This window comes from Citrobacter freundii complex sp. CFNIH2 (genome assembly GCF_002880615.1).
GTDB classification, from domain to species: Bacteria; Pseudomonadota; Gammaproteobacteria; order Enterobacterales; family Enterobacteriaceae; genus Citrobacter_A; species Citrobacter_A amalonaticus_F.
Window position 1 is genome coordinate 2,878,641 of record NZ_CP025757.1, and the last position, 20,461, is coordinate 2,899,101.

A 20,461-nucleotide genomic window follows, 5' to 3' on the forward strand; every position below is an offset into this window, starting at 1 on the left:
TGAATTCTGAATATTGTTTGACACTACCGAGGTGCACTATTTTTACCCGAGTCGCTAATTTTTGCCGCAAGGTGCTAAGCCGCGAGGAGAGCGAGGCCGAAATTGCCGTCGCCCGTCCGCGTATGACGGTCATCCCGCGCGAGCAGCACGCTATTTCACGCAAAGATATCAGTGAAAATGCCCTGAAGGTAATGTACAGGCTGAATAAAGCGGGATATGAAGCCTGGCTGGTCGGCGGTGGCGTCCGTGACCTTCTGCTCGGCAAAAAACCGAAAGATTTTGACGTCACGACCAATGCGACGCCGGACCAGGTGCGCAAGCTGTTCCGCAATTGCCGTCTTGTTGGCCGCCGTTTCCGTCTGGCGCACGTCATGTTTGGCCCGGAAATTATTGAAGTCGCCACCTTTCGTGGTCACCACGAAGGCAGCGAAAGCGATCGCACCACGTCCCAACGCGGACAAAACGGCATGCTGCTGCGCGACAATATTTTCGGCTCCATCGAAGAAGACGCCCAGCGCCGTGACTTCACCATTAACAGCCTTTATTACAGCGTCGCCGATTTCACCGTCCGCGACTATGTCGGCGGCATGCAGGATCTGGAAGATGGCGTGATTCGCCTGATCGGCAATCCGGAAACCCGTTATCGCGAAGATCCGGTGCGGATGCTGCGCGCCGTGCGTTTCGCAGCCAAGCTCGATATGAAGATCAGCCCGGAAACGGCAGAGCCGATCCCGCGCCTGGCCACGCTGCTCAACGATATCCCGCCCGCGCGCCTGTTTGAAGAGGCGCTGAAGCTATTACAGGCGGGTTACGGCTATGAAACCTATAAAAAGCTGCGCGAATACAGCCTGTTCCAGCCACTGTTCCCGACCATCACGCGCTATTTCACTGAGAATGGCGACAGCGCAATGGAACGTATCATCGCGCAGGTACTGAAAAACACCGATAACCGCATTCATAACGATATGCGCGTTAACCCGGCCTTCCTGTTTGCCGCGATGTTCTGGTATCCGCTGCTGGAAATGGCGCAGAAAATCGCCCAGGAAAGCGGTCTGGCCTACTATGATGCGTTTGCGCTGGCGATGAATGAAGTGCTTGATGAAGCCTGTCGTTCGTTGGCGATACCGAAACGCCTCACGTCGCTGACCCGTGATATCTGGCAGCTACAGCTGCGCATGTCCCGTCGTCAGGGTAAACGTGCGTGGAAGCTGATGGAGCATCCGAAATTCCGCGCCGCATATGATTTACTCGCTCTGCGCGCTGAAGTGGAAAACAATGCCGAACTGCAGCGTCTGGCGCAGTGGTGGGGCGAATTCCAGGTTTCCGCGCCACCAGAGCAGAAAGGCATGCTGAACGAGCTGGATGAAGATCCATCGCCGCGCCGTCGTCACCGTCGTCCGCGCAAGCGTGCGCCGCGTCGTGAAGGAACGGCATGACCCTCGTTTATATCGCACTGGGCAGTAATCTGGCCTCTCCTCTGGAGCAGGTCAATGCTGCCGTCAACGCGATAGGCGAGATCCCCGAAAGCCGGATTGTCGCCCTCTCTTCTTTTTATCGAACCCCTCCGCTGGGCCCGCAGGATCAGCCCGATTACCTGAACGCCGCTGTGGCGCTGGCAACGACGCTCGAAGCGGAAACCCTGCTGGACCACACCCAGCGCATCGAACTTCAGCAGGGCCGGGTACGTAAGGCCGAACGCTGGGGACCGCGCACGTTAGATCTGGATATCATGCTGTTTGGCGATCGCGTCATTAACAGCGAACGCCTGACCGTGCCACACTACGATATGAAAAATCGCGGTTTTATGCTCTGGCCGCTGTTTGAAATCGCCCCTGACCTGCACTTCCCTGACGGTACCTCGCTGCAACAGAGACTCGCTCATCTTGGTGCAGAAAAACCCGCACTCTGGTAATGGCCCTCGCCTCATTTCCTGTTTATTGCTTTCGCGCAAACAGTTGCTTAAAACAATTGCCCCACTGAATGTGACTGTTAGAATGCCGGTAAATATGACGTTCACCATCAGGAAATGTTATGAAACCGACCACCATCTCACTGTTGCAGAAGTGCAAACAAGAGAAAAAACGCTTCGCCACCATTACTGCTTATGACTACAGTTTCGCCAGACTGTTTGCCGACGAAGGGATCAATGTGATGCTGGTCGGGGATTCCCTGGGGATGACGGTACAAGGGCATGACTCCACCCTGCCGGTGACGGTTGAGGATATCGCTTACCACACGCGGGCGGTGCGTCGCGGCGCGCCAAATTGCCTGCTGCTCGCCGATCTGCCGTTTATGGCTTACGCGACGCCGGAACAGGCTTTTGAAAATTCAGCCACCGTCATGCGCGCGGGTGCGAACATGGTCAAAATTGAAGGCGGCGCATGGCTGGTGGAGACCGTGAAAATGCTCACCGAACGTGCGGTGCCGGTCTGCGGACATTTGGGGCTGACCCCACAGTCGGTCAATATCTTCGGTGGCTATAAGATTCAGGGTCGTGGCGATGCCGGACAGGTTTTGCTGGACGATGCCCTGGCGCTGGAAGCCGCAGGCGCGCAGCTCATCGTGCTGGAATGCGTCCCGGTTGAACTTGCCAGACGCGTAACTGACGCGCTCTCCATTCCGGTTATCGGCATCGGTGCCGGCAACGTGACCGACGGACAAATTTTAGTCATGCACGACGCCTTTGGCATCACCGGCGGCCATATTCCGAAATTTGCCAAAAATTTCCTTACGCAAGCAGGCGACATGCGCGCCGCGGTACGGCAGTATATTGCCGAGGTTGAGTCCGGCGTCTATCCGGGCGAAGAACACAGTTTCCATTAAGGAGTCTTGTCGTGCTGATTATTGAAACCCTGCCGCTGCTGCGTCAGCATATCCGCAGAGCCCGTCAGGAAGGGAAGCGCATTGCGCTGGTCCCGACGATGGGCAACTTGCATGATGGCCACATGAAGCTGGTTGATGAAGCCAAAGCCCGTGCGGACATCGTGGTGGTGAGTATTTTCGTCAACCCGATGCAGTTTGACCGTCCGGACGATCTGGTGCGTTATCCGCGCACGCTGCAGGAAGACTGCGAAAAACTGAACAAGCGTAAAGTGGATTTCGTCTTTGCTCCCGCGCCGGACCAAATCTATCCTCAGGGCACCGACGGGCAGACATACGTGGATGTTCCTGGCCTCTCGACGATGCTGGAAGGCGCCAGCCGCCCTGGCCATTTCCGTGGGGTTTCAACCATCGTCAGCAAGTTATTCAATCTGGTACAACCGGACGTCGCCTGCTTTGGCGAGAAAGACTTCCAGCAACTGGCGCTAATCCGCAAAATGGTTGCCGATATGGGCTACGACATTGATATCGTCGGCGTGCCGATTATTCGCGCCAAAGACGGTTTAGCCCTGAGTTCGCGTAACGGTTATCTGACGGCCGAACAACGAAAAATTGCCCCAGGTTTGTATAAAGTGATGAGCCGCATTGGCGAAAAACTGCAGGCCGGCGAGCGTGAACTGGAAGAGATTATTGCCATCGCCGAGCAGGAGCTGACGGAAAAAGGCTTCCGCCCCGATGACATTCAGATCCGCGATGCTGACACGCTGCTTGAACTGACCGAAAGCAGCCAGCGTGCGGTGATTCTGGTTGCCGCATGGCTTGGCCAGGCACGGTTAATTGACAATCAGACGGTTGCATTAACCCAGTAGACAGGGGTTAAAAATCGGGCAATACTGCCTGAGAAATTTCTCAAAGCAGGTTTCGACCTGCTTCGTTATCGATACGAGTTTAAGGTAGACGTTATGATTCGCACTATGCTGCAGGGCAAACTCCACCGCGTGAAAGTGACTCAGGCGGACCTGCACTATGAAGGTTCCTGCGCCATCGATCAGGATTTTCTGGATGCCGCCGGGATCCTCGAAAATGAAGCCATCGATATCTGGAACGTGAGCAACGGTAAACGCTTTTCCACCTATGCGATTGCCGCCGAGCGCGGTTCCAGAATCATCTCCGTCAACGGCGCGGCGGCACACTGTGCCAGCGTGGGCGACATTGTGATCATCGCCAGCTTCGTGACCATGTCTGACGAAGAAGCGCGCCGCTGGCAGCCAAAGGTCGCTTACTTCGAAGGCGACAACGAAATGAAACGCACCGCGAAAGCCATTCCGGTTCAGGTTGCGTAAGTAAACTACCCCTGCGGCTGATTGCTGATCAGCCGCGACAGGGTCTCCAGTGAATCCGTTCTTAAGATGTATAAGCGTTTGAGCAAGAACGGATTATCCCCCGGCTTCACCTTCCCTTTTACTGTTGTCACCGCCAGGTGAAATCCGGCCTCTTCCGCGGCTTTCACGGCCGTCGCGTTATAGCCGCCAAACGGATAGGAAAGATAGCGTACATTCGGGTTAAACGGGGCCAGCGCACGCCGGGAGCGTGCAAAATCAAACAAAATATTGTGATAGCTGCGACTAAGCAGGATTGGCCGGTGATAGCCGTCGACCCGATGTAAAAAGTGCGTATGAGACTGAAAGTCAAACACGTCGCGGATGCTATTGAGTTCTGAAATGCTCATAAACTGCAGCGATTTGGGATCCCATTTTTGTGGGCGAACTTTAATTCGCGACGAGATAATAAACGCCGTGGCCTTCATCCCGTACTGCTTCAGCACCGGATAAGCGTAACGACTTACCGACTTCAGGCCGTCATCAAAGGTAATCACCACCGCTCGCGCGGGCAGATTCATGTTGTTACGCACATAACCTTCCAGTTGCGCCATCGTCAGCGTACTGTATCCGCGATCGCGCAGCCAGGTCATCTGATTGCTGAAGGCGCGAACTGACGTGGTGGTGGAGGTATGACGAAAACGGGTGTTCTCTTCATCGCGCAGAATATGGTGATAGGTCAGCACCGGCAAGCCACGATCTTCCTGGGCATCGAGGGCACTTATCCAGGCCAGTCGGTCGCCAATGCGAATCTGATACCAGGTTTGATTCAGCCGGTCTTTCAGCTTACTGATGATGGGATAACGCAGGTTATCCGCCAGTACGCCAAACGGCGCACTGCCAATATTCGGTGCGTTGTAAACGGGGGTAGCTTGCCAGGTGATCAGATTCTGATTGCTGAGCGGTTTATTGAGATCGCCGAGGCTGTCCTCAACGCGTTGTTTACCCTGCACCGGCTCCAGATGGCCCTTGTCAATGAACCCGGTGCCGAAGCCGAATTTGAATTCGTAATAATCCGCCGCGACCGGAATGACAGAAATAATCTGTCCGGCGCGAATATTCCCCACGGTCACCATGTCATCGCCAATTTGCGCCCAAATAGCCGCATCTTCAGTGGTTTGCATATAGCGAGCAGGCAACGCCGCACTGACGACTGTAGAGAGGGACAGCAACAGCAGAAACAAATATTTCATCATTAACAATAACCGGGGCAAGAAACAACGCAGCGATTGTATCAATTCACCTCATTAATAAGAATGATCAATACTCATACAAATCGTGCAGCAGAACAAAGGGGGGATTTTTCTGTTGCTGATGCCAAAGGCTGGTCACTTCTGGCCCACCGAGGGCAACTATCTGGTCGCGAAACGCCTGACTACTCATAGATTCCCGTGATGAAATCATGTGTCCCAACAGCGTCGCATTCACACCGGAGATCACTTCACATTGCGGATGTTTATGGCTCATCAGTGAGGCCACGCGATACGGCGCCGCACCGGGCAGGTCGGTCAGAAAGATGACGCCCTCACCGGAATCCGTAGCATGTAATGCGTCGCACATCATCCGACTCAGCATGTTCGCGCTCAATCCACGCCAAAAATTCACCGCCCGGCATTGCGCCAGCGGGCCGTGTTTTTTTTCCAGAAGGCTCAGCAGTTCCTCAGCCTTATCGTCATGACAGGTAATGACCCAGCCTAGCATTTCTCACCTCATTAGCAGGCAAGTAGTTTATCAGAGTGACAAATGGAGAATGATGACAATGGTCAAAAATCGCCCTCTCCTTACCGCAAGGAGAGGGCGAAAACAATCAGCTACGCAACCCGCGTCCGCGCTGGATTAAGGACCAACACAGCAGATAAAACGCCACAATAAAGACTACCAGCACGCCAAACGTGGTCACTAACGGCACGTCGTGAATACCCAGGAAGCCGTAGCGGAAGCCGCTGATCATGTAGACGATCGGGTTCAGTTGCGATAACCCCTGCCAGAACGGCGGCAGCAGCGTCAGGGAGTAGAACACGCCGCCGAGATAGGTCAGCGGCGTCAGGACAAAAGTCGGGATTAGGCTGATGTCATCAAAGGTTTTCGCGAATACGGCGTTCAACAGACCCGCCAGCGAAAACAGAATCGCGGTCAGAACCAGCGTCAGCGCCACAAACAGCCACGAATGCACCTGGAACGGAACAAAGAACAGTGAAATCGCCGTCACCAGAACCCCGACGCACAGTCCACGCGCCACACCGCCACCGACAAAACCGGCGATAATCACGTGTGTCGGCACCGGCGCAACCAGCAGTTCTTCAATGTTGCGCTGGAACTTGGCGCTAAAAAATGACGACGCCACGTTTGCATACGCGTTGGTGATGACGGCCATCATGATCAGACCCGGCACGATAAACTGCATATAGCTGAAACCGTGCATCTCGCCAATGCGAGAACCAATCAGGTTACCGAAGATAATAAAATAGAGCGTCATGGTGATGACGGGCGGCACCAGCGTCTGGATCCAGATCCGCATGAAGCGGTTAATCTCTTTCGCCCAGATGCTTTTCAGCGCGACCCAGTAAAGCTGCATCATGCGCGATCTCCTTGTTTTTCATGAACCAGTGACACAAACAGCTCTTCAAGGCGGTTCGCTTTGTTACGCATACTCAGCACCTGAATGCCCTGCGCGCTGAGCTGGCTGAATACGCTGTTAATGCCCTGCTCACGCAACACTTCCACTTCCAGCGTTGAGGTATCCACCAGCCGGTAGTGATAGCCCTCCAGCTGCGGCAGCGGACTTTTCGCCGCCAGATCGAGAATGAAGGTTTCGGATTTGAGCTTAGAGAGCAGGTTCTTCATCGAGGTGTTTTCGACCAGCTCGCCGTGCTGAATAATCCCGATATTGCGGCAGAGCATTTCCGCCTCTTCCAGGTAGTGAGTGGTCAGAATGATCGTGGTGCCTTTGTCGTTTAAATCCTTCAAAAAACCCCACATTGAGCGGCGAAGTTCGATATCGACGCCCGCTGTCGGTTCATCAAGGATCAGCAGCTTCGGCTCATGCATCAGCGCACGGGCAATCATCAGACGGCGCTTCATCCCACCGGATAACATCCGCGCACGTTCGTTGCGTTTTTCCCACAAATCGAGCTGTTTTAAATACTTTTCGCTGCGATCAATCGCCTCTTTTCGCTCCACGCCGTAGTAACCCGCCTGATTGACCACAATCTGCTGTACGGTCTCAAACGGATTGAAGTTAAATTCCTGCGGCACCAGCCCCAGCTGGCGTTTGGCATTGACGACATCTTTTTCGAGATCGTAGCCAAAGACGCTGACGCGCCCGGAAGATTTGTTCACCAGCGAACTGATGATACCGATAGTGGTCGACTTGCCTGCCCCGTTCGGCCCCAGCAGTGCGTAAAAATCCCCCGCCTCGACCTGTAAATCTATCCCGCGTAGCGCCTGAACACCGCCAGGATAGGTTTTTTTAAGTTGTTGAAGTTCCAGTGCAATGGTCATAAATAATTACTTACCTTACGTTCTTACACTTTAATATACTGCATCCTTCAAGATGCCTCTTTGTTGGCTGCCTTCACTTACCCCAGTCACTTACAAATGTAAGCTCCTGGGGATTCATTCAGTTGCCGCCTCGATGCACCTCGAATGATCTTGTATATATTATGTGGTTTAAATAATCCCGGAGTTGCCCTATATTAGCCCAACGCACTTATTTGGTTACAGGTCGTTAACCTCCATGAAAGACATAGATACACTCATCAGCAACAATGCACTATGGTCAAAAATGCTGGTGGAAGAGGATTCCGGATTTTTTGAGAAACTGGCGCAAGCGCAGAAACCACGCTTTCTATGGATTGGATGTTCCGACAGTCGCGTTCCCGCAGAACGTTTAACCGGTCTTGAACCGGGCGAATTATTTGTCCACCGTAATGTGGCCAACCTGGTCATCCACACCGACCTCAACTGCCTCTCTGTTGTTCAGTATGCCGTTGATGTCCTCGAAGTTGAACACATTATTATCTGTGGTCACTACGGGTGTGGCGGCGTACAGGCTGCGGTCGATAACCCGGAACTGGGCCTCATCGACAACTGGTTGCTGCATATCCGTGATATCTGGTTCAAACATAGCTCATTGCTTGGCGATATGCCGCAAGAGCGTCGTATGGACACGCTGTGCGAGCTGAACGTGATGGAACAGGTGTATAACCTGGGCCACTCCACCATCATGCAGTCAGCCTGGAAACGGGGTCAGAAAGTGACTATCCACGGCTGGGCATACGGTATTCACGACGGCCTGCTGCGCGATCTGGAAGTGACCGCGACCAGTCGCGCCACCCTGGAGCAGCGTTATCGCCAGGGCGTTTCTAACCTCAGTCAGAAACACGTCAACCACAAATAAAAATCCCCGGTCATACACCGGGGATGTATCCAGTCAACGCCGGGATTTTCCCGGCTTTTTTACGCTTACTCGTCCAGCAGCACCACTTTGCCGACATACGGCAGATGACGATAGCGCTGAGCGTAATCAATACCGTAGCCCACCACGAACTCATCCGGAATGGAGAAACCGATAAACTCGACCGGAACGTTCACTTCACGGCGAGAGGGTTTATCCAGCAGAGTGCAAATCGCCAGAGATTTCGGTTCACGCAGACTCAGGATTTCACGCACTTTCGACAGCGTGTTGCCGGAGTCAATAATATCTTCCACAATCAGCACGTCTTTGCCGCGAATGTCTTCATCGAGATCTTTGAGGATCTTGACGTCACGGGTGGTGGACATGCCGCTACCGTAGCTGGAGGCGGTCATAAAATCGACTTCATGAGATACCTGCACTTCACGGCACAGATCCGCCATAAACATAAATGAGCCACGCAGCAGACCAACCAGCACCATGTCACTGCCGCTGTCTTTGTAACGTTCAGTAATCTGACGACCCAGTTCGGCAATCCGCGCTTTGATCTCCGCTTCGGGGATCATTACTTCTACAGTATGTTTCATAACTCTAACCATATGATTTAAAAACAAATCACTCAATGCCCGCTTCTACCGGAACAGCATCGAAGTGCAAGGCATGCAGTATACCAGTAAAAGTATTTATCCGCGGCATCTCTTAATAAAGCTCATTTTGTGATGACGATCACACTTGTTAAATCCTATAATTAATTGCTACTAAAAAATTAACAAATTGAGATGGTGTATTTTTATGGCAAATAACAACGCACGTTCACCACGGCTCCTCGTGGTGTTAACGGCCCTCTTTGCAGCGCTTAGCGGGCTGTATCTCCTGATCGGTGGAGGCTGGTTGGTCGCCATTGGCGGCTCCTGGTACTATCCGATCGCCGGTCTTGTCATGCTGGGCGTCGCCGTCATGCTCTGGCGCAGCCAGCGTTCCGCGCTGTGGCTGTACGCTGCCCTGCTCCTCGCCACCCTGATCTGGGGCGTGTGGGAGGTTGGGTTCGATTTTTGGGCGCTCACGCCGCGCAGCGACATTCTGGTCTTCTTCGGCATCTGGCTGATTTTACCCTTTGTCTGGCATCGCCTGATTATCCCTTCCAGGGGGGCCGTCGCCGCTCTGGTGGTGGCCCTGCTGATCAGCGGTGGGATCCTGACCTGGGCGGGCTTCCATGACCCACAGGAAATCAACGGCACGCTGAGCGCCGATGCGACGCCGGCTGAAGCCATCTCCACGATCTCCGACAACGACTGGCCGGCGTATGGCCGTAATCAGGAAGGCCAACGCTTCTCGCCGCTCAAACAGATCAACGCCGACAACGTCCATAACCTGAAAGAAGCGTGGGTGTTTCGCACCGGTGATCTGAAGCAGCCTAACGATCCGGGTGAGATCACCAATGAAGTGACGCCAATTAAAGTCGGCGATACGCTGTATCTTTGTACCGCACACCAGCGTCTGTTCGCGCTTGATGCCGCTACCGGTAAAGAGAAGTGGCATTTCGATCCGCAACTCAATACCAACACCAGCTTCCAGCACGTGACCTGTCGCGGCGTGTCGTACCATGAAGCGAAAGCTGATAACGCCTCACCGGAAGTGGTTGCCGATTGTCCACGCCGCATCATCCTGCCAGTAAACGATGGTCGTCTGTTTGCGGTGAATGCGGAAACCGGCAAGCTGTGCGAAACCTTTGCCAACAAAGGTATTCTGAATCTGCAGACCAATATGCCGGACACCACGCCGGGGCTGTATGAGCCAACATCGCCGCCGATCATCACCGATAAAACGATTGTGATTGCTGGCTCGGTAACAGATAACTTTTCCACCCGCGAAACCTCGGGCGTGATCCGTGGTTTTGACGTCAATAACGGCAAACTGCTGTGGGCCTTCGATCCGGGTGCGAAAGACCCGAATGCGATCCCGTCTGACGAACATGCGTTTACCTTTAACTCACCTAACTCATGGGCACCGGCGGCCTACGACGCGAAGCTGGATCTGGTCTATCTGCCGATGGGGGTGACCACGCCGGACATCTGGGGTGGCAACCGTACGCCAGAGCAGGAACGCTATGCCAGCTCGATTGTGGCGCTGAACGCCACCACCGGTAAACTTGCCTGGAGCTATCAGACCGTTCACCACGATCTGTGGGATATGGACATGCCGTCCCAGCCGACGCTGGCGGATATTACCGTCAACGGTGAGAAAGTGCCGGTTATCTACGCGCCAGCGAAAACCGGTAACATCTTTGTTCTCGACCGCCGTAACGGCGAGCTGGTCGTTCCGGCACCGGAAAAACCGGTTCCGCAGGGTGCCGCGAAAGGCGATTACGTCAGCAAAACGCAGCCGTTCTCTGAACTGAGTTTCCGCCCGAAAAAAGATCTGACCGGGGCGGATATGTGGGGCGCCACCATGTTCGACCAACTGGTGTGCCGCGTGATGTTCCACCAGATGCGCTATGAGGGCATCTTTACTCCGCCGTCTGAGCAGGGCACGCTGGTGTTCCCGGGTAACCTCGGGATGTTCGAATGGGGCGGTATTTCGGTCGATCCGAACCGTCAGGTGGCGATTGCCAACCCGATGGCGCTGCCGTTTGTCTCTAAGCTGATCCCGCGTGGTCCGGGTAATCCGATGGAACAGCCGAAAGACGCGCAAGGCACAGGTACCGAATCCGGTATTCAGCCACAGTATGGCGTGCCGTACGGCGTCACGCTGAACCCGTTCCTGTCGCCGTTTGGTCTGCCGTGTAAACAGCCAGCCTGGGGTTATATCTCCGCGCTGGATCTGAAGACCAACGACGTGGTCTGGAAAAAACGCATTGGCACACCGCAGGACAGCATGCCGTTCCCGATGCCCATTCCGGTATCGTTCAATATGGGGATGCCGATGCTGGGTGGTCCTATCTCTACGGCAGGCAACGTGCTGTTTATTGCCGCCACGGCGGACAACTACCTGCGCGCCTATAACATGAGCAACGGTGAGAAACTGTGGCAGGGACGTCTGCCGGCCGGTGGACAAGCCACACCGATGACCTATGAGGTGAACGGCAAGCAGTATGTCGTGATTTCAGCCGGGGGCCACGGCTCGTTTGGTACGAAGATGGGCGATTATATTGTCGCTTACGCATTGCCTGACGACGCGAAATAAGACAGTCGGTTCTGCAGCAGAGACAGCGTGGAAATCCCACGCTGTCTTTTTTATGTCAGCGATTATCAAACGTATCATTCACGCCGTTATTTTCCCCCGCAACAGAGACCACCACATCATCAAAGCGCAGATCGTTTACCGCCACGATACGCCCAAATTCTTTCGCCTCGATCCGGCAGTGGCTGAAGCGAATAGCTTCCATCGGTTTTTGTGCAAATGCCACCAGATCGAACGCACGCGCCGGTAAGCGATAATCCGCCTCCAGCGTGGCATCAACATGGCTGATGCGAATATTACGCACTTTGGTCATCTGTAACGGTTCCGGGATCTGCCTCGCCACCGCCTGCCAGGCGTCGGGCAGCTCCGAAATATTGTCGAACCGTTTGCGGTTATAGGCGTTATGCCAGTCCATAATCCAGGAGAACGGAAATTGCACATTACGCATCCGCAGGTTTTCCACGACCACGTCTTCAACAAACCCACCTCGTTCCTTCGACGACTTCATGCGTAGCCCGCAGTCAGAGTTTTCGAAAGTAATATCGTGCACATAGACGTTGCGTATTCCGCCGCTAACTTCACTGCCCAGCGTCACACCGTAGCCCGAGCGAATAATGCAGTGGTCGATTTCAATATGTTCGGCAATTCGCCCAACCCGGTATCCATCCCCATCACGACCCGACTTGATCACGATGCAATCGTCGCCGCACGACACATCGCATTGCGTGACGCGGACATGGCGGGAGGAGTCAATGTCAATGCCGTCCGTGCTCGGCCCGTGGTTATCCCGAATAGTTACCCCGCTGACAACCACGTTATTGGCATAGGTTATCTGTAAATTCCAGAACCCGGCGCGCTCAAAGGTTAAATCGGTAATCGCGACGTTTTCGGCTTTGTAAATCAGGCAGGCGCGCGGCCGCTTAATGAGATAGTCCGCAATCCAGCGTAATCCTTGGTTGTCGTAATCGACGCGCAGTCCGCTCGCTTTGTCCGGGCCGTAGTAGAGATCCCACCAGTGCGCGCCCTGACCATCGATCCTACCATGGCCGGAGATGACAATGTTGTTCACCACAATGGCATTCACTATCGCCGCCGGCCATATCATTTCAACGCCCGCCACACGCGTCGGGATCTCCGGATAGTCGGCGATATCCGTCGATCCCAGCAAAGTCGCTCCCTGCGCGAAATGGAGTTGGCTGCCTTCCTTCAGGAATAACGAACCGACCAGGTAAGTCCCCGGAGAAATAACGACCGGAACACCCTGTGCCGCCCCGCTATCGATAGCCCTTTGCACTGCGTGGGTGTCTTTGACAAGGCCATCACCCGTCGCCCCAAAATCTTTGACATCAAGTTGTACGGACATGAATGCAATCCCTCTCTCACTTATGGCGCGATGGGCTGGTGCCACTGAAGTTATTCAGCGTCGCTTCCCTTCCCCGCGCAGGTCCACGATTTAACGGATAGAGAAATAAAATAACGGGGGGAATCCCCATTCACAAGCGTCACGTTTTTTATGCAGATCAATGATAAATATAATGAATGTACAGACGAAAGAAGATTATTAGCAGAAATTAATATGCAGAAAAAAGCAAAACGCCCGCGATACTTGCGGGCGCTTATCGATATTCAGCGATAATGATTAGTCAAACTTCAGCGACATTAATGATGCTTTTGCGACATCCTGATACTGGTCAACTAAATCCTTCGTCATATTAAAGGCAACCTGGACGGCTTTATTGTCTTCGCTGGTAATCAGCATCAGATTCAGAATTTCGCTATCCGCAGCCTGAGAGCGGAAAGTCAGTAACCATGCTTTATGCCCGTCAACCGTAACGGCCTCCGCCTCCGGTTTGTAGTTAGCTAACATTTTCAACAACGCATCTTTCATCATATCCAGCTGCGCGGCAGGCAATGCGTTGCGACCCGCCGTCACACCCAGTGAGGCTTTACCTCTCTCATCGCCATAAATGATCTGCGGACGATTCTCGGACGGGTACTTAATTTTCGCCATTTCCGCCGACATGGGCGTCAGCGTTTGCGGAATTTCGATGCTTAACTTCAGCTCAGGAAAGTTTTTTCGCTCCATGTCCATTCCGGCATGAGCAGAAATCGCCACTAACATAGCAAAAGACGCCGCCACAATCTTACGGAAAATATCCATTTTTCACCTCAGGTTTAATGATTCGATTTCGCGAGTATATCCGGTGACATGAATAAAGATACCACCCAAAATCTGTTTTCAGAGATTACGGATGATAATGATATTATTCTTATCTCTGATGGAGAGCGATTTCCGGGAAAGCCGGAGTCGCCCTCCGGCTGCTTATACCGTAAAGCCTAACATCATTCCGGTATCTTCATGTTCCAGCAGATGACAGTGCGCCATATAGGCATGCTCTTCGGGCGCGGCATGATCAAATTTCACTAACACTTCGCTGACGCCGCCTTCCACCCGAACGGTATCTTTCCAGCCCGCACGATGTGCCGCTGGCGTCTGGCCGTTCTCAGACAGGATGCGGAACTGCGTGCCGTGAATATGGAACGGATGCAGCATCATGTCGCCCACTCCGGAAATCACCCAGCGTTCAACCTTCCCTTTGCTCGCCGCGAACATCGGTTTGTTCATATCAAAAGCCACGCCGTTGATCTTATTGGCATTGTGGAAATCGAATGACCCACCGTGGTTCATATGGCTCATGTCACCGTGCTGCATGTTGCCCCCATGCCCCTGCATCTGCCCGTGCGCCATTCCGCTCATCGCCTGGTCGCCGTACTTTTTCATCAGCATCTGCATCCCCATCATGTCGAGCATTGGATCCATCGACAGTTGCAGATTACGCACCGTCAGCCCGTCAACAGAAGGCAACGCGGGCATTGAACTCAGGGTGTCCGGCAGCGTACCGGAAGCATTCACAGCAACCGGCTGAATACGCATGACCGGATGCGGCTTATCAAACGGCGCAATCGCCATCCCCATCTGGCTGACCGGCAGGGTAACCAGATCAAACGGTTTACCGTCACTGACGTCCACCAGCACTTCAAAACGCTCGCCCATCAGCATGGGCAGTTCGTTGACGCTAACCGGCTCCGCCAGCAGCCCGCCGTCGCTGGCGATGACGTACAACGGACGCTTATCGCTGGCGGCAAAATTGAGTGAACGCGCATTACAGCCGTTAAGCAATCGCAGACGCAACCAGCCTCGCGGCGCAGCATGTTGAGGATAAATGGCGCCATTGGTCAGCAGCGTATCGCCAAACCAGCCTACGGCAGCCGTCATCACATCAAGCTGATAATCAATCTGTCCGGTGGCATCAAACCGTTTGTCCTGCACGATGACTGGCACATCATCGATCCCCCACTGCTTCGGGAGCAGCAGCTTATGAATCTCTTCATCTTCAATCAGAACCAGACCCGCTAAGCCCATTGCCACCTGACGCCCGGTCTTCCCGTGCTGATGAGGATGAAACCAGCAGGTCGCCGCCCGCTGATCCGGCGTAAACGTGACGGTACGTTTTCCGCCCGCCGGGATAATCCCCTGCGGTCCGCCATCCACCTCACCCGGCACCTCGAGTCCATGCCAGTGCAGCGTGCTCTCTTCCTGAAGCTGATTATGGATATCCACCGTCACCGCTTTACCTTTTTGCAGCTTCAGCGCAGGCCCGAGCAGATTGCCGTTATAGCCCCAGGTGGTTGCCGTTTTTCCGCCAAAGGTCGACTGACCGGCTTTCGCCATCAGCGAGATATGGTTACGCGCGTCGGCAGTGAGAAGCTCGGGAATGGGTAACGTGGGGCGTTGGGCGGCAAAGACGGTGCGGCTCCAGAGCGGTAAGGCTGACGACAGCCCCAACGCCACAGAATATTTTAAGAAATCACGACGTTGCATAATTATTTCCTTATTTTGCTGCAGGCGAAATAACGCTAATCTCTGAGCATAGACCCTCCCCTTACGGCAAGGTCAAGCCAGGGATATCACTTAAAAGAGAATAAAAGTCGTCGCTTCGCCTCCAGTATGCTAACGTTGACTTTCCGTGATGCAGTGGTAGAAGCAATGAAGACGTTTTTCAGAACCGTGTTGTTCGGCAGCCTGATGGCCGTATGCGCAAACAGCTATGCGCTCAGTGAATCTGAAGCCGAAGATATGGCCGATTTGACGGCCGTTTTTGTCTTTCTGAAAAATGACTGCGGCTACCAGAATTTACCCAACGGGCAGATTCGTCGCGCACTGGTCTTCTTTGCTCAGCAAAACCAGTGGGACCTCAGCAATTACGACACCTTCGATATGAAATCCCTCGGCGAAGACAGCTACCGCGATCTCAGCGGTATCGGTATCCCTGTCGCCAAAAAATGCAAAGCGCTGGCGCGCGACTCCCTGAGCCTGCTGGCTTACGTCAAATAACCTCCCGTCCATACTGCTGAAATAATGACCGTGCATCAACGGTCATTGTTAGCTATGATGTTGCGCCCTTTTTTTACGGGTGTTAACAAAGGAGGCATCACCCCATGGCCGAAAAACCACAGTGGCATGAAACGCTACACGACCAGTTTGGGCAGTACTTTGCCGTCGATAACGTTCTTTATCACGAGAAGACCGAGCATCAGGATCTCATCATCTTTGAAAACGCCGCCTTTGGTCGCGTAATGGCGCTGGACGGCGTGGTGCAGACCACCGAGCGCGATGAGTTTATCTATCATGAGATGATGACCCACGTTCCGTTGATGGCGCACGGTCACGCGAAGCACGTGCTGATTATCGGCGGTGGCGACGGTGCGATGCTGCGCGAAGTCACCCGGCACAAAAACGTTGAAACCATCACGATGGTGGAAATCGATGCAGGCGTTGTCTCGTTCTGCCGCCAGTATCTGCCCAACCACAACGCCGGTAGCTATGACGATCCGCGCTTTACACTGGTAATCGACGACGGCGTGAACTACGTCAACCAGACGCAGAACACGTTTGATGTGATCATCTCCGACTGTACCGATCCGATCGGTCCCGGCGAGAGTCTGTTCACCTCAGCATTCTACGAAGGCTGTAAACGCTGCCTGAATCCGGGTGGGATCTTTGTCGCCCAGAACGGCGTCTGCTTCCTGCAACAGGATGAAGCCCTCGACAGCCACCGTAAGCTCAGCCATTACTTCGCCGACGTCGGCTTCTACCAGGCGGCGATCCCCACCTACTACGGCGGCATAATGACCTTCGCATGGGCGACCGATAATGAAGCGTTGCGCCACCTGTCGACTGAAATCATCCAGGCGCGTTTTCACACCTCCGGCCTTAAGTGTCGCTATTACAACCCGGCAATCCACACGGCAGCGTTTGCCTTACCTCAGTATCTGCAAGACGCGCTGGCGACAGCATCGTCCTAAGGAGAAGATAAGAAATTGAAAAAACTGAAACTGCATGGCTTTAACAACCTGACTAAAAGTCTGAGTTTTTGTATTTACGATATCTGCTATGCCAAAACCGCCGAAGAGCGCGACGGATACATCGCCTATATCGACGAACTCTACAACGCCAACCGCCTGACCGAAATTCTGTCAGAAACCTGTTCCATCATCGGCGCCAATATCCTGAATATCGCCCGTCAGGATTACGAACCTCAGGGTGCCAGCGTCACCATTCTGGTGAGCGAAGAACCTGTCGATCCGCAGCTAATTGATAAAACCGAGCATCCCGGCCCGCTGCCGGAAACGGTAGTCGCCCATCTTGATAAGAGCCATATTTGCGTGCATACCTATCCGGAAAGCCACCCGGAAGGCGGATTATGCACCTTCCGCGCCGATATTGAGGTTTCAACCTGCGGTGTGATTTCCCCATTGAAGGCGCTGAATTACCTGATCCACCAGCTTGAATCCGACATCGTGACCATCGATTATCGCGTGCGTGGCTTTACCCGTGATATCAACGGGATGAAGCACTTTATCGATCATGAGATTAACTCCATCCAGAACTTTATGTCTGAGGATATGAAGTCGTTATATGACATGGTGGATGTGAACGTGTATCAGGAAAATATCTTCCATACCAAAATGCTGCTTAAAGAGTTTGACCTTAAGCACTACATGTTCCACACCAGACCGGAAGACTTAACGACAGCAGAGCGTAAAGAGATTACCGCGGCACTGTGGAAAGAGATGCGTGAGATCTATTACGCACGCAATATACCGGGCGTGTAAGCAAAACCCTCAGGAGCGTGTCAACGCTCCTGAGCAGAGAGCCCAGCTTATGAACAGAGACGCTCATTGATTCAATAAATGGTGTAATACCGCCGCCAGCGCCGACGGATTTTCCCAGGACATTGAATGCCCGGCGTCGGGCACGATGGCAACAGGGATGTCGTTATCGCTGACATACTGAAAGTCACTGTCCGGTAAAGAATGTTCGCCAAAAACCAGCGCGCGTGAACAGGACAATCTCAGGAAAGTGTCCATCCACGATGGCGAAGCGCCATCAATTAAACTTTTCGCTCCCCGCCACAGTGCCCACGGGGCGGCATTTTGCGCTGACCCCTTCCACGGCGATGTGTGGTTCGCCAGAATTTCATCGTAGATTCGCGAGATAAATTCAGCTTCTGGCTTTTCGACAAGCAGACGGCTGTATATGCCACCGCCAGAATGAAAGTTGGGTTCCGATACCAGCAGTTTCCCCACGCGATCATCCAGTCGCTCTGCAACTTCTATTGCAATGCTGCCCCCCATGCTATGACCGTAGAGATGGCAAAGGGAAAGCTGTAAGTCATTAATCACTTCTATAACGACTTCCGCCTGATGAGCAATGCTGTAATCATATTCACGAGGTTTATCACTAAAACCATATCCGGGAAGATCAATCAGGATGGTACGTTGCCTGCCGAATGCAGGATCCATCACGACTCGCGGATACTCATAAGAAGAAGCGCATCCGAGTCCATGAATAAAGACAATCGGAATACCCTGGCCAGGTAAATCATGCCAATGGACGCAGGCGCCTGCCGTTAATGAGAATAAACTCTGCATTCGGTATTCCTTTTTGATTATATCGAATAGATTTTACCCGAACGGACAGAATAGACTGGTGATGTTGATTTGCCTCTACTCTGGTAGGGTTGAATGCATAAATTAAGAAAATAAAAAGGGAAACACAATGCGTACGCGCCCGTCGTCACGACTCCTTATTCTCTCTTCAGAGAATAAGGTTCTGCTTTTTCATTTTCACCATGAAGATGATGCTCTGAACGGGCGTTCCTACTGGGCTACACCGGGGGAGGACTTGAGGAAAAAGAAACATTTGAGCAAGCTGCACTACGAGAGCTGCATGAAGAAACAGGGTTAATCAGAGCGACCGCCGGCCCGCAAATTGCTTCCCAAACCTTCACCATGATGCTGCCCAGCGGGGAAACCGTACTGGCAGATGAGCGTTTCTTCATTATCGGTGTTGAAAGCCAGGAGACTGACCGTTCGGGATGGAGCGGCAATGAACAAAAAGTGATTCGCGGACAATACTGGTGGTCGATAGAAGAACTCAGGGAAACGAAAGAAACCATATTCCCTCGTGAGTTAATCATCGGGGTGCTCGAGAGACGCGGACACGACGAAACGCATTCCGTGTCCTCATCAAAATAATCTCAACAGGGACTATTCATTTCCCCATTGATTGAGGAATTCCGCGATCTCATCGATGCGTTGCGCGTCAATGCCCGCTTCGCTGGCCATCTCTTGCTGCGCCTCTTCGCTGATCTCTTCGTTATTCATCAAACGCGTAATCAGTAACTGAAAATAGCGCGCCAGAGGCTCGCGTTCTGAATCGTCTACGGGTTTCGCACATTCCGTCGAATACTCATCCACAATGTCATAATATTTCAGTGGTATTTCATTACCCATCACTCATCTCCTGGGGTTATCCCAACGTTAGTTACTCAGGCTGTACCAGCGTCAGGGCGACGGATTGCGCTTTCAGTTCGGCCTGCACGGCTTGCGGTAAATTAACATCGGTAATGACGTCGGTAAAGCGACTGAGATAAGCCACGTTAAACAGCGAATGCGCGCCGTATTTGCTGCTGTCGGCCAGTAGCACTTTCCGTTGCGCATTGGCGATAATTTCCTGCTTCAGTCCCGCTTTGTCCTCTGTCGGCGTGGTCACGCCCTTTTCCATACTCCAGGTATTACAGCTCATAAACGCGATATCGGGATAGACGCTGCGCAGCATTTTGCGGCCAAACTCGCCGATACATGACTGGCTGCTGTCATCAATTCGCCCACCGACAATGGTCACTTCTATCTGGCGGAACTCGGATAAAAACAAGGCGATGTGCAGATCAACGGTAATGACTCTGAGGGGAAGATGGGTTAAACATTTTGCCAGCTCCAGCATCGTGGTACCGGCATCGAGCACCACGGCATCGCCCGCATGCACCATCGAGGCCGCATAACGCGCAATCGCCCGTTTTTCGGCGGGCGATCGCAGTTGCTTCTCGTTGGTCGTCGGTTGCACCGCTTCAAAGCGCCGTAACGCCACACCGCCATGGCTGCGACTGATCACCCCCTGTTCATCCAGTTTGATCAGATCGCGACGGATCGTTGCCGGAGAGGCGTCAACGGCATCCACCAGTTGTTCCACGGTAACCAGCGTATGATTTTTCAAATACGCCACAATCTGATCCAGACGGTGTTGTCCTTTCATAACAGGAAA

21 protein-coding genes and 1 pseudogene are annotated in these 20,461 nt (G+C 53.3%); 11 read left to right on the top strand and 11 right to left on the bottom strand.

Annotated elements, in window-relative coordinates; all coding sequences use genetic code 11:
- The first annotated feature begins 38 nt into the window (after nucleotides 1–38).
- The 5 genes from pcnB (at nucleotide 39) to panD (ending at nucleotide 4,163) form a co-directional block, all read left to right on the top strand.
- A complete protein-coding gene (pcnB, locus tag WM46_RS14100) occupies nucleotides 39–1,436 on the top strand; it encodes a polynucleotide adenylyltransferase PcnB (protein WP_205685287.1) in 1,398 nt (465 codons plus the stop codon).
- Nucleotides 1,433–1,912: a 2-amino-4-hydroxy-6-hydroxymethyldihydropteridine diphosphokinase gene (gene folK, locus WM46_RS14105; RefSeq protein WP_061076464.1), complete on the top strand. Its 480-nt coding sequence runs from the start codon at nucleotides 1,433–1,435 to the stop codon at nucleotides 1,910–1,912. The genes pcnB and folK overlap by 4 nt, the downstream gene beginning before the upstream one ends.
- Nucleotides 1,913–2,031: 119 nt before the next feature.
- Complete coding sequence (gene panB, locus WM46_RS14110) at nucleotides 2,032–2,823, top strand: 3-methyl-2-oxobutanoate hydroxymethyltransferase (RefSeq protein ID WP_061076463.1); 792 nt, start codon at nucleotides 2,032–2,034, stop codon at nucleotides 2,821–2,823.
- 11 nt (nucleotides 2,824–2,834) lie between these two features.
- Nucleotides 2,835–3,689 carry a pantoate--beta-alanine ligase gene (panC, locus tag WM46_RS14115; protein ID WP_102602591.1) on the top strand — a complete coding sequence of 285 codons (855 nt, stop codon included), beginning with the start codon at nucleotides 2,835–2,837 and terminating at the stop codon, nucleotides 3,687–3,689.
- A 93-nt stretch (nucleotides 3,690–3,782) separates the two neighbouring features.
- Nucleotides 3,783–4,163, top strand: a complete 381-nt coding sequence (panD, locus tag WM46_RS14120; protein ID WP_042323756.1) for an aspartate 1-decarboxylase — start codon at nucleotides 3,783–3,785, stop codon at nucleotides 4,161–4,163.
- A gap of 5 nt (nucleotides 4,164–4,168) precedes the next feature.
- Here panD and WM46_RS14125 read toward each other — a convergent pair whose 3' ends face one another.
- The 4 genes from WM46_RS14125 to WM46_RS14140 form a co-directional block, all read right to left on the bottom strand.
- Nucleotides 4,169–5,395: a polysaccharide deacetylase family protein gene (locus tag WM46_RS14125; RefSeq protein ID WP_102602592.1), complete on the bottom strand. Its 1,227-nt coding sequence runs from the start codon at nucleotides 5,393–5,395 to the stop codon at nucleotides 4,169–4,171.
- A gap of 64 nt (nucleotides 5,396–5,459) precedes the next feature.
- Nucleotides 5,460–5,900 carry a PTS sugar transporter subunit IIA gene (locus WM46_RS14130; RefSeq protein ID WP_102602593.1) on the bottom strand — a complete coding sequence of 147 codons (441 nt, stop codon included), beginning with the start codon at nucleotides 5,898–5,900 and terminating at the stop codon, nucleotides 5,460–5,462.
- A gap of 106 nt (nucleotides 5,901–6,006) precedes the next feature.
- Nucleotides 6,007–6,777 carry an ABC transporter permease gene (locus WM46_RS14135; protein ID WP_046475711.1) on the bottom strand — a complete coding sequence of 257 codons (771 nt, stop codon included), beginning with the start codon at nucleotides 6,775–6,777 and terminating at the stop codon, nucleotides 6,007–6,009.
- Nucleotides 6,774–7,700, bottom strand: coding sequence for an ABC transporter ATP-binding protein (locus WM46_RS14140; protein WP_061076459.1), 927 nt, complete (start codon nucleotides 7,698–7,700; stop codon nucleotides 6,774–6,776). The genes WM46_RS14135 and WM46_RS14140 overlap by 4 nt, the downstream gene beginning before the upstream one ends.
- A 235-nt stretch (nucleotides 7,701–7,935) precedes the next feature.
- On the opposite strand from WM46_RS14140, the gene can reads away from it, so the two are divergent.
- Entirely contained in the window at nucleotides 7,936–8,598 is a 663-nt protein-coding gene (gene can / locus WM46_RS14145) for a carbonate dehydratase (protein ID WP_061076458.1), read from the top strand.
- Between the two features lie 65 nt (nucleotides 8,599–8,663).
- On the opposite strand, the gene hpt is transcribed toward can, so the two are convergent.
- Entirely contained in the window at nucleotides 8,664–9,200 is a 537-nt protein-coding gene (gene hpt / locus WM46_RS14150) for a hypoxanthine phosphoribosyltransferase (RefSeq protein ID WP_042997896.1), read from the bottom strand.
- A gap of 205 nt (nucleotides 9,201–9,405) precedes the next feature.
- On the opposite strand from hpt, the gene WM46_RS14155 reads away from it, so the two are divergent.
- A complete protein-coding gene (locus tag WM46_RS14155; RefSeq protein WP_102602594.1) occupies nucleotides 9,406–11,796 on the top strand; it encodes a glucose/quinate/shikimate family membrane-bound PQQ-dependent dehydrogenase in 2,391 nt (796 codons plus the stop codon).
- Nucleotides 11,797–11,851: 55 nt separating this feature from the next.
- Here the strand turns inward: WM46_RS14155 and WM46_RS14160 are convergent, their stop codons facing one another.
- From WM46_RS14160 to cueO, 3 genes are all read right to left on the bottom strand, one after another.
- Nucleotides 11,852–13,156 (bottom strand): glycoside hydrolase family 28 protein, encoded by a 1,305-nt coding sequence (locus tag WM46_RS14160; protein WP_102602595.1) that lies wholly within the window; start codon nucleotides 13,154–13,156, stop codon nucleotides 11,852–11,854.
- 276 nt (nucleotides 13,157–13,432) lie between these two features.
- Nucleotides 13,433–13,954 (bottom strand): hypothetical protein, encoded by a 522-nt coding sequence (locus WM46_RS14165; protein ID WP_102602596.1) that lies wholly within the window; start codon nucleotides 13,952–13,954, stop codon nucleotides 13,433–13,435.
- A gap of 162 nt (nucleotides 13,955–14,116) precedes the next feature.
- A complete protein-coding gene (gene cueO / locus WM46_RS14170) occupies nucleotides 14,117–15,676 on the bottom strand; it encodes a multicopper oxidase CueO (protein WP_102602597.1) in 1,560 nt (519 codons plus the stop codon).
- Between the two features lie 165 nt (nucleotides 15,677–15,841).
- Between cueO and WM46_RS14175 the strand changes: the two genes are divergently transcribed.
- The 3 genes from WM46_RS14175 to speD all read left to right on the top strand — a co-directional run bounded on the left by WM46_RS14175 (nucleotide 15,842) and on the right by speD (nucleotide 17,970).
- Nucleotides 15,842–16,189 carry a YacC family pilotin-like protein gene (locus WM46_RS14175; RefSeq protein ID WP_000846617.1) on the top strand — a complete coding sequence of 116 codons (348 nt, stop codon included), beginning with the start codon at nucleotides 15,842–15,844 and terminating at the stop codon, nucleotides 16,187–16,189.
- Nucleotides 16,190–16,293: 104 nt separating this feature from the next.
- A complete protein-coding gene (speE, locus tag WM46_RS14180; protein WP_102602598.1) occupies nucleotides 16,294–17,160 on the top strand; it encodes a polyamine aminopropyltransferase in 867 nt (288 codons plus the stop codon).
- A gap of 15 nt (nucleotides 17,161–17,175) precedes the next feature.
- Nucleotides 17,176–17,970, top strand: a complete 795-nt coding sequence (gene speD / locus WM46_RS14185; RefSeq protein ID WP_102602599.1) for an adenosylmethionine decarboxylase — start codon at nucleotides 17,176–17,178, stop codon at nucleotides 17,968–17,970.
- A gap of 63 nt (nucleotides 17,971–18,033) precedes the next feature.
- Here the strand turns inward: speD and WM46_RS14190 are convergent, their stop codons facing one another.
- The gene (locus WM46_RS14190) at nucleotides 18,034–18,789 is read right to left on the bottom strand and encodes an alpha/beta fold hydrolase (RefSeq protein WP_102602600.1); all 756 of its coding nucleotides are present in this window, start codon (nucleotides 18,787–18,789) and stop codon (nucleotides 18,034–18,036) included.
- Nucleotides 18,790–18,916: 127 nt separating this feature from the next.
- Here WM46_RS14190 and WM46_RS14195 point away from each other — a divergent pair.
- A pseudogene (locus WM46_RS14195) lies at nucleotides 18,917–19,395 on the top strand (NUDIX hydrolase).
- 12 nt (nucleotides 19,396–19,407) lie between these two features.
- On the opposite strand, the gene WM46_RS14200 reads toward WM46_RS14195, so the two are convergent.
- Together WM46_RS14200 and WM46_RS14205 are read right to left on the bottom strand one after the other, a co-directional pair.
- Nucleotides 19,408–19,653 carry a YmjA family protein gene (locus tag WM46_RS14200; RefSeq protein WP_061076451.1) on the bottom strand — a complete coding sequence of 82 codons (246 nt, stop codon included), beginning with the start codon at nucleotides 19,651–19,653 and terminating at the stop codon, nucleotides 19,408–19,410.
- A gap of 31 nt (nucleotides 19,654–19,684) precedes the next feature.
- Nucleotides 19,685–20,452 (bottom strand): DeoR/GlpR family DNA-binding transcription regulator, encoded by a 768-nt coding sequence (locus tag WM46_RS14205; protein ID WP_102602601.1) that lies wholly within the window; start codon nucleotides 20,450–20,452, stop codon nucleotides 19,685–19,687.
- Nucleotides 20,453–20,461 lie beyond the last annotated feature (9 nt).

What these genes read in the sequence shown, in the direction of transcription:
- folK (WP_061076464.1), top strand. Translation starts at nt 1,433, where the DNA reads ATGACCCTCGTTTATATCGCACTGGGCAGTAATCTGGCCTCTCCTCTG.
- panB (WP_061076463.1), top strand. Translation starts at nt 2,032, where the DNA reads ATGAAACCGACCACCATCTCACTGTTGCAGAAGTGCAAACAAGAGAAA.
- panD (WP_042323756.1), top strand. Translation starts at nt 3,783, where the DNA reads ATGATTCGCACTATGCTGCAGGGCAAACTCCACCGCGTGAAAGTGACT.
- WM46_RS14125 (WP_102602592.1), bottom strand. Translation starts at nt 5,395, where the DNA reads ATGATGAAATATTTGTTTCTGCTGTTGCTGTCCCTCTCTACAGTCGTC.
- WM46_RS14130 (WP_102602593.1), bottom strand. Translation starts at nt 5,900, where the DNA reads ATGCTAGGCTGGGTCATTACCTGTCATGACGATAAGGCTGAGGAACTG.
- WM46_RS14135 (WP_046475711.1), bottom strand. Translation starts at nt 6,777, where the DNA reads ATGATGCAGCTTTACTGGGTCGCGCTGAAAAGCATCTGGGCGAAAGAG.
- WM46_RS14140 (WP_061076459.1), bottom strand. Translation starts at nt 7,700, where the DNA reads ATGACCATTGCACTGGAACTTCAACAACTTAAAAAAACCTATCCTGGC.
- can (WP_061076458.1), top strand. Translation starts at nt 7,936, where the DNA reads ATGAAAGACATAGATACACTCATCAGCAACAATGCACTATGGTCAAAA.
- hpt (WP_042997896.1), bottom strand. Translation starts at nt 9,200, where the DNA reads ATGAAACATACTGTAGAAGTAATGATCCCCGAAGCGGAGATCAAAGCG.
- WM46_RS14155 (WP_102602594.1), top strand. Translation starts at nt 9,406, where the DNA reads ATGGCAAATAACAACGCACGTTCACCACGGCTCCTCGTGGTGTTAACG.
- WM46_RS14160 (WP_102602595.1), bottom strand. Translation starts at nt 13,156, where the DNA reads ATGTCCGTACAACTTGATGTCAAAGATTTTGGGGCGACGGGTGATGGC.
- WM46_RS14165 (WP_102602596.1), bottom strand. Translation starts at nt 13,954, where the DNA reads ATGGATATTTTCCGTAAGATTGTGGCGGCGTCTTTTGCTATGTTAGTG.
- cueO (WP_102602597.1), bottom strand. Translation starts at nt 15,676, where the DNA reads ATGCAACGTCGTGATTTCTTAAAATATTCTGTGGCGTTGGGGCTGTCG.
- WM46_RS14175 (WP_000846617.1), top strand. Translation starts at nt 15,842, where the DNA reads ATGAAGACGTTTTTCAGAACCGTGTTGTTCGGCAGCCTGATGGCCGTA.
- speE (WP_102602598.1), top strand. Translation starts at nt 16,294, where the DNA reads ATGGCCGAAAAACCACAGTGGCATGAAACGCTACACGACCAGTTTGGG.
- WM46_RS14190 (WP_102602600.1), bottom strand. Translation starts at nt 18,789, where the DNA reads ATGCAGAGTTTATTCTCATTAACGGCAGGCGCCTGCGTCCATTGGCAT.
- WM46_RS14200 (WP_061076451.1), bottom strand. Translation starts at nt 19,653, where the DNA reads ATGGGTAATGAAATACCACTGAAATATTATGACATTGTGGATGAGTAT.
- WM46_RS14205 (WP_102602601.1), bottom strand. Translation starts at nt 20,452, where the DNA reads ATGAAAGGACAACACCGTCTGGATCAGATTGTGGCGTATTTGAAAAAT.